This is a genomic window from Singulisphaera photorubra (assembly GCF_045290345.1).
GTDB lineage: Bacteria > Planctomycetota > Planctomycetia > Isosphaerales > Isosphaeraceae > Singulisphaera.
On sequence record NZ_CP155447.1, the window covers coordinates 6,347,574 to 6,362,329 of the forward strand.

Annotated in this window: 1 protein-coding gene; it reads left to right on the forward strand. The window is 66.4% G+C overall.

Annotated features, from left to right (window positions below; translation table 11 throughout):
* Window positions 1-39 precede the first annotated feature (39 nt).
* Window positions 40-14,604, forward strand: coding sequence for an amino acid adenylation domain-containing protein (locus V5E97_RS23865; protein ID WP_406694053.1), 14,565 nt, complete (start codon window positions 40-42; stop codon window positions 14,602-14,604).
* Window positions 14,605-14,756 lie beyond the last annotated feature (152 nt).

Sequence of the window (14,756 nt, forward strand, 5' to 3'; positions counted from 1 at the left end):
TCCCCGCCTTGATCTGATGTCCTTGATCCCCAGCAACTTATGAAGACACAACACGCCCCCCGACTTATTAATGATCCCTCCAGCTTCCTCGATATCCTCCGATGGTGGGCGCTCCATCAGCCCGATCGGTCGGCTTTCGTCTTTAGCGCAGACGACGACGGGCCGGATCTCCACCTGACGTATGGGGAACTGGACCGGCAAGCGCGAACCCTGGGGGGACTCCTCCAGGAACGGCTCCCCCACGGGGAACGTGCGCTACTGGTGTATCCACCGGGTTTGCAGTTCCTGACCGCCTTCTTTGGTTGCCTCTACGCTGGCGTGGTGGCTGTCCCCATCTATCCACCGCGACCCAACCGGCCGATGCCCCGGCTCAAGGCAGTCGTGTCCGACTGCGCCCCCGCGGCCGTCTTGACGACCGAGAGCCTGCGGAGCGAAGCCCCCCGTTGGTTCACCCAGGTTCCCGAGTTGGCACAGCCTCAATGGCTCGCCACCGATGGGGACCTCGACGACCGCCTGGCCGAGTCCTGGCGAGCGCCGGACGTCGGTCCCGCGACCCTGGCCTTCTTGCAGTACACCTCCGGCTCCACGGCGGCGGCCAAGGGGGTCATGGTCAGCCACGGCAACCTGGTCCGGAACTCGGAGTGGATCGGCGGCTGCTTCGCCTCGACCGAAGCGAGCCGAGGGGTCTTCTGGCTGCCGCTCCATCACGACATGGGGTTGATCGGCGGCGTGCTCCAAACGCTCCACTGCGGTGGGACCAGCACGCTCATGTCGCCGGTCGCCTTCCTCCAGCGCCCGTTCCGTTGGCTGCAAGCCATCTCGCAGACCCGGGCAACCATCAGTGGCGGTCCCAATTTCGCCTACGACCTCTGCGTGCGCAAGGTGACCGACGAGCAGCGTGCCAGTCTCGACCTGAGCCGCTGGACGGTCGCCTTCAACGGCGCGGAGCCGGTCCGGGCGGAAACGCTCGAACGCTTCGCCGCAGCGTTCGCCCCGTGCGGCTTCCGTCGCGAGGCCTTCCTCCCCTGCTATGGCCTCGCCGAATCAACCCTGCTCGTCTCGGGGGGCCCTGCCGAGGCCCGGCCGGTCGTCGTCTCGCTGGCCACGGCCCCTCTGGAACAGAATCAGATCGTCCGGGCCTCCGCCGATGAGTCGGGCTCCCGCTCCCTGGTGAGCTCGGGGCAGATCCCCGCCGGGCAGGTCGTCGCCATCGTCGATCCCGAGACGCGCCGCCGCTGTGCCACCGACCAGGTCGGTGAAATCTGGGTCTCGAGTCCGAGCGTCGCCTTGGGCTACTGGAATCGGCCCGAGCTCACCGAAGCCACCTTTCACGCAACCCTGGCCGACACCGGCGAGGGCCCCTTTCTCCGAACCGGCGACCTCGGGTTCGTCAACGACGGCGAGTTGATCGTCACCGGCCGCCTCAAGGACCTGATCATCGTCCGGGGACGCAACGTCTACCCGCAAGACGTTGAGTGGACCGTCGAACAGAGCCACCCCGCGCTCCGGTCCGAGGGGGGCGCGGCGTTCTCCGTGGAGGTCGACGGCGACGAGCAACTTGTCGTCGTCCACGAGGTCGAGCGACAGGTCAGAGGGAACGACGTCAGCGAAATCTTCCTGGCGATCCGCCGCGCCGTCGCCGAGCAGCACGAGCTCGACGTTCACGCAATCTGCCTGATCAAGGCGATGAGCCTCCCCAAGACTTCCAGCGGCAAGGTCCAGCGCCAGGCCAGCCGCGAACTCTATCTCGCGGGGACGCTCGACATCGTCGGCTCCCAGGTCAAGGAAGTGGGAACGGGCGAGTCGCCCCCAACGCCCCTCGCCTCGACCCCGGCCCCAGCCCCGCCCGAACCCAAGGCGGAGGGCGAACGCCCCCGGGCGTCCGACGTGGAGGCCTGGTTGATCGCACGGCTGGCCGGCACCCTGGGAATCCAGGCGGGACAGATCGACACAAAAACCCCGTTCTCCGGTTACGGACTCAGCTCGCTTCAAGCAGTGGGGCTGGCGGGCGAGCTTCAGGACTGGCTCGGACAGCCCCTCTCGCCGACACTTGTTTATGAGTATCCGACGATCAAGGAACTCGCCGGTCACCTGGCCGGCGTTGCGCACGACCGGGCGGACGAGCCCAGCGACCGCCATGCAAGGACCGAGCCGATCGCCATCATCGGGGTCGGCTGCCGCTTCCCGGGGGCCGATGACCCGGACGCCTTCTGGCAGTTGCTGAGTCACGGAGTTGATGCGATCAGCGCGGTGCCCACCGATCGCTGGGAGACCGCCACCGGCAACGGGTCAAGCAAGGGGGTTCCTCCCTGGGGCGGCTTCCTCGATCAAGTCGATCGGTTCGACGCCGACTTCTTCGGAATCTCGCCCCGCGAAGCGGTTCGGACCGACCCGCAGCAGCGACTGCTCCTGGAACTCGCCTGGGAGGCACTTGAAGACGCGGGTCAGGCCGTCGGACGACTGGCGGGCACGCGCACCGGCGTCTACGTCGGTATCTCAACGAATGATTACGGCCGGCTCCAATGGGACCGAGCGGACTCGGTTGACCCGTACATCGTGACGGGCAACGCCGCGAGCATCGCGGCCAATCGGCTGTCGTACCTGCTCGACTTCCGAGGCCCGAGCCTGGCGATCGACACCGCTTGCTCGTCGTCGCTGGTGGCGGTCCACCTCGCCTGCCAGAGCCTCCGGAACGGCGAGGCCACGCTTGCCCTGGCCGGCGGAGTCAACATCCTGCTCTCCCGCGAGATCGGGGCGAACTTCGCCGAGGCCGGTTTCCTCGCCCCCGACGGCCGCTGTAAGGCCTTCGACTCCCGCGCCGACGGGTATGTCCGAGCCGAGGGGGCCGGTTTCGTCGTCCTCAAACCACTCTCGCGGGCCCTGGCCGACGGCGACCCGATCCGCGCCTTGATCCGAGGGGGGGCGGTCAACCAGGACGGCCGCTCCAATGGCCTGACCGCACCGAGCCGCCAGGCGCAAGAAGCGGTCCTCCGCGACGCCTATCGCGCGGCGGGAGTGGCTCCCAGCGAAATTCAGTACGTCGAAGCTCACGGCACCGGGACGGCGCTCGGCGATCCGATCGAAGCGCGAGCACTCGGTAATGTGCTGGGAGCGGGCCGGGCCGCGGACCGACCGTGCGTGATCGGCACGGTCAAATCGAACATCGGCCACCTGGAAGCGGCCGCCGGGATCGCCGGCCTGATCAAGACGGTCCTCGCGCTCCAGCATCGGACGATCCCGCCCAGCCTCCACTTTGAGAACCCGAGCCCGCACATCCCTTTCGACGAGCTGGCCATCGAGGTCCAAGGCACGCTGAGGGCATGGCCAACCACTGAAGGGCCGGCCCTCGCCGGAGTCAGCGCCTTCGGATTTGGCGGAACCAATGCTCACGTCGTGCTGGAGTCTGCCCCGGCTCCGGCCTCCATCGCTGATTCAGGCGAAGAGGCCGTGCTGCTGCCACTCTCCGCACGCAGTCCCGAGGCGCTGCGAGCGTTGACCACGTCGTATCGTGAAATGCTGGCGTCGTCACTCGACGGCATCTCGGTTCGCGACATCGCCCATACCGCAAGCGTCCGCCGCAACCATCACGAGCATCGCCGGACCCTGGTCGCGCGATCACCCGGCGAGGCGGCCGCGCAGCTCATCGCGGAGCCCTTTCTCTTTGAGGAACGGCCCAGCGCAGGGCCACCCTCGAAGCTCGTCCTCGTCTGCTCCGGCCAGGGAGCGAAGTGGCGCGGGGTGGGGCGCCTACTCCTGAAGCGCGAGCCCGTCTTCCGTGCTGTCATGGAGCAGTGCGAGGCCTGCTTCACGCCACGGGCCGGCTGGTCGTTGATGGCTCAGTTCCTGGCCGACGAGCCGGCCGACCCGGGCGCGGAGACCGAACTGGCTCAGCCATTGACCTTGGCCCTGCAAGTCGCCCTGGCCGCGCTCTGGCGGTCGTGGGGGATCGTGCCCGACGCGATCGTCGGGCACAGCCTCGGTGAGATCGCCGCGGCCCACCTCGCCGGGGCCTTCGATCTCGAGGACGCCTTCCGGATCGCCCACCATCGCGGCCGCCTGATGCGTCGGATTGCCGGGCTCGGGCTCACAGCCGCTCTCGGTCTTGCTCGCGACGACGCCCAGCGCTTCGTAAACGCCTCGGCCGGCCGGCTCTCGCTCGTCGCCCTCAACGGACCGGAATTCACCACGGTCTCGGGTGATCCCCAGGCCGTCCGCGAACTCGTCGACACGCTCAAGCACGAAAATGTGTTTGCCCGGATCCTCGACGTCGATTGCGCGTTCCACAGCCCCCAAATGGACCCTCTGCTCGGCGAGTTCGCCGAATCCCTGGCAGGGCTCCAGCCGCGGGCGACCACGACCCCGCTTGTCTCGACGGTCACCGGAAAACCGATCGCCGGCGAGTCGCTCGACGCCGCGTACTGGGGTCGGAACCTGCGGCAGACCGTCCTCTTCTCGCCAGCAATCGAAACGCTGCTGGCCGAAGACCGCCCGACCCTGTTCCTGGAGCTGGGCGCCCACCCGTTGCTCGGTGCGTCGATCACCCGGATTCTCCGCCAGCAAGGCCGGCCGGGGACCAGTCTCCCTTCGCTCCGACGCGGGGAGGACGAACGCGAGGTCATGCTCCGCTCGCTGGGCGCGCTCTACACCGCCGGGTTCGACGTCCAGTGGCAGGCCGTCGCCCCCGCCGGGCGTTGCGTCCCGCTGCCGACCTACCCCTGGCAGCGCGAGCGGTTCTGGCTCGAGCCCGCGGCCAAGCTCCCCTCACGGAACGGTCATTCCGGCCCCAAGAACGGTAAGCCGCTCAATCCCGAGGTGGCCGATTGGCTCTATGAGTTGGACTGGATCTCGAAATCCCGATCGGCCGAGCCGACGACCGAGGGCTCCCAAGGCCGTTGGCTCATTCTGGCGGATTGCCAGGGCGTGGGCCATGCCCTGAGGTCGGACCTGGAAGCTCGAGGCGTCTCGTGCTCGCTCGTCCCTTGCCTGGACCTGGATTTCGAGGGACTTGCTGATCGAGTTGAAGCAGGGGCCTATCACGGCATCGTCCATCTGGGAAGCCTGGACGCGGAAGCCGCGGCCGCCCCTGGTCTCACCGCACTCGACGACGCGGAGCGGATGGGTGTCAGCAACGTGCTCCCCCTGATCCAGACGCTCGGGAACCTGGAGCCGCGGGGGAACCAGCCCAAGCCGAGGCTCTGGCTGGTGACCCGAGGAGCGCAGCCGATCCCTGCTCCGGCCCCCGTTTCTCGGAATGGAAACGGAGCTCATCAACCGAAGAAGGTCAGCGATCAAGGCCTGGCGCAAGCACCGCTTTGGGGATTGGGCCGCTCGATCGCATTGGAGCACCCGGAGTGTTGGGGCGGTCTGATCGACCTTGATCCCGAAGCCGTCGAAGGTGGAGTCGCCGCGCTGGCGGCCGAGCTCCTCGCCGGGGACGGTGAAGGGCAAGTCGCCTTGCGGAGCCAGGAACGCTTCGTGCCTCGACTGGTCCGCCGCAAGGCGCCGGCCCCGTCTCACGGAACGCCGCTCGTTCGGCCCGAAGGAACGTACCTGATCACGGGAGGTCTTGGAGAGCTCGGACTTCAAGCAGCTCGTTGGCTGGCGGAACGGGGAGCGCGCCGGCTCGTCCTGGTGAGTCGCCGGAAGCTTCCCCAGCGCGTCCTCTGGGACAAGCTCCCCCCCGGGGACATCGCCCGAAAAGGGGTCGCGGCGATCCAGGACCTCGAGCGGCTGGGCGCGACGGTGGTGGTCGGCCACGTCGACGTGGCCGACCCCGACGGCATGTCCGCGCTCTTCGAGCGGCTCCGGGAGACGCTTCCTCCGATCGTTGGTATTCTCCATGCGGCGGGTCTCATTACGAACGAGACCACGCGCAACCTCGACCGGAACACCATCTCCGCCGTGCTCCGTCCCAAGGTCACCGGTACGTGGGTCCTGGACGAGCTGAGCCGCGACCTCCCGCTCGATTTCTTCGTCCTCTTCTCTTCAGTCGCTTCGGTCATGGGGGCCAAAGAGGCGCATTATGCCGCCGCCAATGCGTATCTTGATGCCTTCGCGCACGCCTCGAAGGCCCAGGGCCGACCCGTCCTGAGCGTCAACTGGGGTCCGTGGGCGGGGGCCGGCATGGCGGCCTCGGCCGAACGAATGCGGGCCTTCCAGCTCCTCGGTTTCAAGCCGCTCGAACCCGATCGGGCATTTCGAGTCCTCGAAGGCCTGATCCACGAAGGCAGGCCACAGTGCTTCGTGGCCGACGTCGACTGGGCCGTCCCGAGACTCCTGCATGCGGAGGGGGGCAAATGGCCTCTCCTCGAGAAGATCGAGGAGGCGCAACGCTCCAAACGCGAACGACGTCACGCTGGCCAAGGAAACCTGGCGGACTGGCGGAACGCGCCTCTCGACCAGCGTCGCGAAACGCTCGTCCGCTACTTCCGGGAGCGCGTGGCGGGAGTGCTCCGGCTGGACCCTGCCCGGATCGACCCCGCCCGCCCGTTGAATACGCTGGGACTCGACTCGCTGATGGCCATCGAGTTGAAAGGGGGCGTCGAGGCCGACCTCGGCACGATCCTCCCGCTGACGAGCCTCATGACGGGTCCGACCATCACCGAACTCGCCGATCAGGCGATCGCACTCGGGGAGGCCCCCGCCCCCGCGTCTCTGCCATCGCGTGAACCCGGCCGCGCAGCGGTCACCGCGCACTCGCTCTCCTTCGGCCAGCAGTCGCTCTGGCACCTGCACCGCCTCGATCCCTCGAGTACGGCCTACAACATCGCAGGGGCAGCCCGCGTACCGGCCGAGATTGATGTCGAGGCGCTCCGCCGTAGCCTCCAGCGCCTCGTGGAGCGCCACGCCGCGTTGCGGACCACCTTTGCCGAGCTCGATGGCCGGCCCGTGCAACGCATCCACGAGACGTCGACCGTCTCGTTCCTGGTCGAAGACATCTCCGCCTGGGACGAGGCCGCCATCCAACAGCGGCTGATCGAGGAGGCCGATCGTCCGTTCGACCTCGAAACCGGCCCGCTCTTTCGCACCGCCCTCTTTTCTCGCTCACCCCGGGAGCATTACCTCCTCCTGGCGGTTCATCATATCGTCAGCGACTTCTGGGCGATCGCCATCTTGCTGCATGAGCTCGGGCTGATTGTGCCGGCCGAGCGAGCCGGTGTCTCTGCCCCTCTCGCACCGCTCCCAATCCAGTACACCGACTATGTGCGCTGGCAGACCGAGATGCTGGCAGGGGCCACTGGAGAACGGCTCTGGGCCTACTGGCGGAACCAGCTCGCCGGGCCGGTTCCCACGCTCGCCTTGCCGACCGATCGGCCCCGCCCCGCGGTCCAATCTCACAATGGAGCAGCGAGGACGATCCATCTCGACCGACCGCTGATCCAGCGACTGGCCCGGCTGGGAAGTGAGCACGGCACAAGCCTCTACGTGACCTTGCTGGCGGCCTTCCAGGTCCTTCTGGGGCGTCAGAGCGGCCAGGACGACCTGATCGTCGGCTCCCCCGTGGCGGGCCGTGACCATCAAGGCCAGGCCCAGGTGGTCGGCCACTTCGTCAACCCGTTGCCGTTCCGGGCCGACCTCTCGGGAAACCCGACCTTTGCGGAACTGCTCGACCGCACCCGACAAACGGTCCACGACGGCCTGGAGCACCAGGATTACCCGTTCACGCTGCTGGTGGAACGGCTCCAGCCGGCCCGCGACCTCAGCCGTTCGCCGCTTTTCCAGGTCCTGTTCACCTTCCAGAAGGCGCAGCGACTCGATAAGGAAGGGCTGACTCCGTTCGCGCTCCGCGAGCGAGGCCCGCGCCTGGACCTGGGCGGCTTCCCCCTGGAGTCGGTGGCCCTCGAACAGCATGCGGCCCAGTTCGACCTGGCGATGACCACGGCCGAGACAAAAGCGGGCCTGGCGGCTTCGCTCGAGTACAACACCGACCTGTTCGACCGCGGAACCGTCGACCGCATGCTCGAACGGTTCCGGATCCTCCTGCAAGGGATCGTCGACGCCCCTGAGACCCACCTGGCCGACCTGCCGCTGCTCACTGACGAAGAGCGTCGAAGCGTCCTCGTCGAATGGAACGACACTGCGGCCGAGCCGCCCGCGGAGTCGTTCATTCATCAGTGGTTCGAGGCCCACGCCAGGAACAGTCCCAACGCCAACGCCGTCATCGACGCCCACGGTCGAGCCCTCACCTACGCCGAACTCAATGCAAGGGCGAACCGGCTGGCCCATCATCTCATCGCGCAAGGGGTCAGCCCCGACTCACGGGTCGGGCTCTGCGTCGACGGCTCACCCGAGATGATCGTCGGCATTCTCGCCATCCTGAAGGCAGGGGCCGCCTATCTCCCCCTCGACCCGGACTATCCTCGCGATCGCCTGGCCACGACGCTCCACGATGCGCAGGTCGCGCGGATCTTGACCGTGGAGCGCCTGCTCAGCGTTTTGCCAGGCGACATCAGGGACCGGGTCATCCTGCTCGACAACGCTGAGGAAACGGGCGCCCAGCACCCGGACAGCCCGCCGATCGTCAACTTGCACCCCGACAATCTGGCTTATGTGATCTATACGTCGGGCTCCACCGGCAAACCCAAGGGAGTGCCGGTCTCACATCGGAACCTGGTCCATTCCACCTGGTCGCGATTCCTCCACTACCGGCAGCCGGTCCGCGGTTTCTTGCTGCTCTCGTCGTTCGCCTTCGACAGCTCGGTGGCGGGGATCTTCTGGACCCTCGGCCAAGGGGGAACGCTCGTGCTCCCCTCCCGCGGATCACAAGCGGACCCGGCCGCGATCGCCGACCTCGTCCAGCGTCATCAGGCCTCCCACCTGCTCTGCGTCCCCTCGGTCTTGAGCCTGGTCCTGGAAGAGGCTCCTCAAGCGAGCTTGATGAGCCTGACGACCGTCATCGTCGCGGGCGACTTCTGCCCCCGCGACCTGCCCGAGCGGCTTCGGGCACGACTCCCCGAGACCGACCTGTTCAACGAGTACGGGCCCACCGAAGCAACCGTCTGGTGCAGTGTTCATCGGTGCGATCATGAAGAGGTCGGGACCGTGCCCATCGGCCGGCCCATCGCCAACACCCAGATCTTCGTCCTCGACCCCGGGATGCAGCCCGTCCCCATCGGCGTCGTCGGCGAGCTCTACATCGGCGGCGACGGCGTGGCCCGGGGCTATCTCGACCGACCCGCACTCACCGCCGAACGCTTCCTCCCCGACCCCTTCGGAAAACCGGGCGCTCGACTCTACCGCACCGGGGACCTCGCTCGCTGGAGAACAGACGGCACTCTCGAATGCCTCGGACGACTCGACCATCAGGTCAAGATCCGAGGACACCGCATCGAGCTCGGTGAAGTCGAAGACGCACTCAATCTGCATCCGAACGTTCAGGCCGCCGTGGCGGTTGCGCGTCCCGACGCTCAAGGAAATGCTCAACTGGTCGCCTATCTCGTCATCTCCAACGAGGCTCGGACCACCACCGCCGAACTCCGACGCTGGCTCAAAAATGCGCTCCCCGAGCCGATGATCCCCTCCGCATTCGTCCTCCTCGGCGCCCTGCCGCTCACGCCTAACGGCAAAGTCGACCGCAACGCGCTCCCTGCTCCCGCGGCCAAGAATCTCGCGTCGGGGGAACCGTATGAAGCGCCCCGCAACCAGGCCGAGACCCTCGTCGCCCAGACCTGGGAGCTTGTTCTCAAGCGGGAGCGGGTCGGGATCCACGACGACTTCTTTGAACTCGGTGGCCACTCGCTCCTCGCCACCCAGGTGATCTCTCGACTCCGTGACGCCTTCCACACCGAGATCCCGCTCCGCGCCCTTTTCGAGGCGACCACCGTCGCGGCGCTCGCACAACGCCTCGAAACGCTCCAGCGAGACACCGAGGAAACCCACGCGCCCTCGATCCTCACGGGTCCCTGGGAAGGGGCGATCCCGGCCTCGTTCGCCCAGCAGCGGCTCTGGTTCCTCGACCAGCTCGAGCCGGGGAGCCCGCTCTACAACATCCCGCTCGCCATCCAGGTCGACGGGCCGCTCGACTCCATCGCCCTCCAACGCGCTCTCAACGAGCTCGTCCGACGCCACCAGTCACTCCGGACCACCTTCCGGGCCCTGGAGGGACGCCCCACCCAGGTCGTGGAATCAGACCAGACGCTCCCGTTGACCCACATCGACCTCTCCTCCTGGCCTCTCGACCGCCGCCAGGCCGAGGTGGCGAAACGCATCGACGGTGAGTCCAAGCGTCCCTTCAACCTGGCGGCCGGACCGCTCATCCACGCGGACCTGCTCTGCCTCGAGCCCACGCAGCACGTCCTGCTCCTGACCATGCACCACATTATCTCCGATGGCTGGTCGCTCGGGGTCCTGATCCGAGAGGCAGGCGCGCTCTACGACGCGTACGCCCACGGCCGGCCGTCGCCGCTCCCCGAGCTCCCGATCCAGTTCGCGGATTATGCCCTCTGGCAGCACCAATGGCTGCAAGGCCATACCCTCAATCCCCAACTCGCCTACTGGACCAAGCAGCTCGCCGGCCTGACCCCGCTCGAGATCCCCACGGACCGGCCTCGCCCCCCCGCCCTCTCCCATCACGGCGGTGAGCGTTCCACGGTCATCGCGATGCCTCTGCTCGACGAGATCCGTAAGCTCTCTCGTGAAGAAGGGGCAACCCTCTTCATGACCTTGATCGCCGCCTTCCAGACCCTTCTCCATCGCATCTCGGGGCAGAACGACATTGCCGTCGGATCGCCCGTCGCAGGACGGACTCGTCCCGAGACCGAGGGGCTCATCGGCCTCTTCCTCAATACGCTCGTCCTCCGCACTGAGCTCGCCGGAACGCTCAGCTTCCGGGAACTTCTTCGACGGACCAAGCCGATCGTCCTCGATGCCTTCGCGCACCAGGACCTCCCGTTCGAGCAAATCGTCGAGGCCGTGGCCGCTCACCGCGACTCGAGCCGGTCCCCCTTGTTCCAGGCCATGCTCATCCTTCAGAACGCGCCTCTGCCACCGCTCGCGACGGCCGGACTGACGATGAGCGTCCTCGAACCGCCCGTCGAGACCGCCAAGTTCGACCTCACGCTCAAGCTGACCGAAACCGATCAGGGCCTGAACGCCGCCCTCGAGTACGCCACCGACCTGTTCGAGAGCGACACCATCGACCGGATGCTCGGCTGGTTCCACACCTTGCTAAAAGGCATCGTCGCCAACCCCGAGACGCCGCTGGCCGACCTGCCGCTCCTGGGCGGGGGCGAACACAACCGGCTCCTCGTCGAATACAACGATACCGGCATCGAATTGCCTGACGGATCGTCGGTCCCTCGCCTGTTCGAAGCGCAAGCTGCACGCACTCCCCATGCCACGGCCGTGATCGACGCCCACGGCCGCTCGCTCACCTACAGCCAACTCGATCGTGCCGCCAACCAGCTCGCGCACCAGCTCCGATCGCTGGGCGCGGGAACCGACACACTCGTTGCCCTTTGCTCCGAGAGATCGCCCGACATGCTCGTCGCGCTCCTCGGGGTCCTCAAAGCAGGCGCGGCTTACCTCCCCCTCGACCCCGATTACCCCCGCGATCGTCTCGACTTCATGCTCCGCGATTCTGGGGCCGCGATCCTGCTCACCGATCGTCACATCCAGAAACTTTTGCCAGATACCGGTGTGCGCGTCGTCCTCCTCGACGACGATCGCGCCGAGATCGAACACCACGATGGATCCTCTGCCCCCGACATCACGATCCACCCCGCAAGCCTCGCCTACGTCATCTACACCTCGGGATCCACCGGGAAGCCCAAGGGCGTCATGATCCCACATGACGCCCTCAACAACTTCCTACTCGCCATGAGAGCGCTCCTCGAGCTCAAACCAGGTGACTCACTCCTGGCCGTCACCACTCTCTCCTTCGATATCGCCGTCCTCGAACTCTTTCTCCCACTCGCCCTCGGCGCTCGAATCGAGCTCGCCAGCCGTGACGAGGCCACCGACGGCCGACGACTCGCCAAGCGACTTCACAACGCCAACGCTCGATTCCTCCAGGCCACACCCGCCACCTGGAGACTCCTCCTCGATTCCGGCTGGAATGGCCAACTCGGACTCACCATCCTCTGCGGCGGCGAGGCCATGACACGCGAACTGGCCGAGCGACTGCTCCCCAACGCCGACGCGCTCTGGAACCTCTACGGACCGACCGAAACCACCGTCTGGTCCACCGCCGCTCGCGTCGAAACCGGCAACGGAGCCGTCTCCATCGGACGACCCATCGCCAATACACAGATCTACATCCTCGATGCTCTGCTTCAGCCCGTCCCCATCGGCGTCGCAGGCGAGCTCTACATCGGCGGCGACGGCGTGGTCCGAGGCTATCTCGACCGACCCGCACTCACCGCCGAACGCTTCCTCCCCGACCCCTTCGGAAAACCGGGCGCTCGACTCTACCGCACCGGGGACCTCGCTCGCTGGAGAACAGACGGCACCCTCGAATGCCTCGGACGACTCGATCATCAGGTCAAGATCCGAGGACACCGCATCGAGCTCGGTGAAGTCGAAGACGCGCTCAACCTGCATCCGAGCGTTCAGGCCGCCGTGGCGGTTGCACGTCCCGACGCTCAAGGGAATGCTCAACTGGTCGCCTATCTCGTCACCGCCGACGAGGCTCGGACCACCACCGCCGAACTCCGACGCTGGCTCAAAAATGCGCTCCCCGAGCCGATGATCCCCTCCGCATTCGTCCTCCTCGACGCCTTGCCCCTCACGCCCAACGGCAAAGTCGACCGCAACGCGCTCCCGGATCCCAACACGCAGCTCATCGTCGCGGGCGAACCGTACGAGGCACCGCGTACCAAAGCGGAGAATCTCGTTGCGCAAACCTGGGCCCAGATCCTCAAGCGTGACCATATCGGCATTCACGACAACTTCTTCGAGCTTGGCGGTCACTCGCTCCTCGCCACCCAGGTCGCCTCTCGACTCCGCGACGCCTTCAATATCGACATCCCGCTCCGCACCTTGTTCGAGGCGACCACCGTTGCGGCGCTCGCGCAACGCCTCGAAACGCTCCAGCAGGCGAGCCAAGGAACCAGCGCACCGCCGTTGCGGCCGGTCCCAAGAGATCAAGGCCCCTTGCCCGCTTCGTTCGCCCAGCAACGGCTCTGGTTCCTCGACCAGCTCGAGCCGGGGAGCCCGCTCTACAACATCCCACTCGCCATCCGAATCGACGGGCCGCTCGACTCCATCGCCCTCCAACGCGCACTCGACGAGCTCGTTCGACGCCACGAATCGCTCCGGACCAGCTTCCGGGCCGAGGACGGACGACCGATCCCAGTCTTCGCTCCAGTTCTGACCGTCGCCTTGCCCACCACCGACCTCTCCACCTGGCCCCCCGACCAGCGCCGGGCGGAAGTCGCGAAACGAATGGAAGACGAGGCCCAACGCCCCTTCGACCTCGCGCATGGTCCCTTGATTCATGCGGCCTTGCTCTGCCTCGAGAGCCGCCAGCACATCCTCCTCTTGACCTTGCACCACGTCATCGCCGATGGCTGGTCGCTCGGTGTGCTCGTCCGCGAAGCCGGAGCGCTCTACGACGCCTTTGCTCTGGGGCGGCCTTCGCCTCTACCCTCGCTCCCGATCCAGTACGCCGATTTTGCCCTCTGGCAGCGCCAATGGCTGCAAGGCGAGACCCTCGACAATCAACTCGCCTACTGGACGAAGCAACTTGCCGGCATGACCCCGCTCGAGATCCCCACGGACCGGCCTCGCCCCCCCGCCTTGACTCATCAAGGGGGCGAACGCTCCACGGTCCTCGCGATGCCCTTGCTCGACGAACTCCGAAACATTGCAAGACATGAAGGGGCGACCCTCTTCATGACCGTACTCGCCGCCTTCCAGACCCTCCTCCATCGCGTCTCGGGACAGAACGATATCGCCGTCGGATCGCCCGTCGCGGGACGGACTCGCTCCGAGACCGAGGGCTTGATCGGCCTCTTCGTCAACACGCTCGTCCTCCGCGCTGAGCTCACCGGAGAACTCAGCTTCCGGGAACTTCTCCGACGAACCAGGCCCATCGTCCTCGACGCTTTCGCGCACCAGGACCTCCCGTTCGAGCAAATTGTCGAGGCCGTGGCCGCTCAACGCGACTCGAGCCGGTCCCCCTTGTTCCAGGCCATGCTCATCCTTCAGAACGCGCCTCTGCCACCGCTCGCGACCGCCGGACTGACGATGAGCGTCCTCGAACCGCCCGTCGAGACCGCCAAGTTCGACCTCACGCTCAAGCTGACCGAAACCGATCAGGGCCTGAACGCCGCACTCGAGTACGCCACCGACCTGTTCGAGAGCGACACCATCGACCGGATGCTCGGCTGGTTCCACACCTTGCTGAAAGGCATCGTCGCCAACCCCGAGACGTCCCTGGCCGACCTGCCGCTCCTGACCGACGACGAACGCCAACGCGTCCTCGTCGAGTGGAATGCCGACCGTGGGAACAAGCCGTTGCCGTCATCGCTGACGGCCCCCGAACGACCGCGGGCGGCCCACCACGGGAACGGTCTGCTCGATCACATGCAAGACCTCGACGGCCTCTCTGACGAAGAGGTGGAATCCTTGCTCCAGAGCCTGCTGGTCGACGAGGAAAGCTAACCCAGCACCAAGCGATCTTTTACTACAGTACATATTTAGCCAAAACATAATTGCGACCATTAAAACAATGTTAACTCTATTTAATCATCCCTTTTTTAGAGACTGTGGCAAAGATACCGGGAGCTCGTTCCCACGCTCTGCGTGGGAATGCC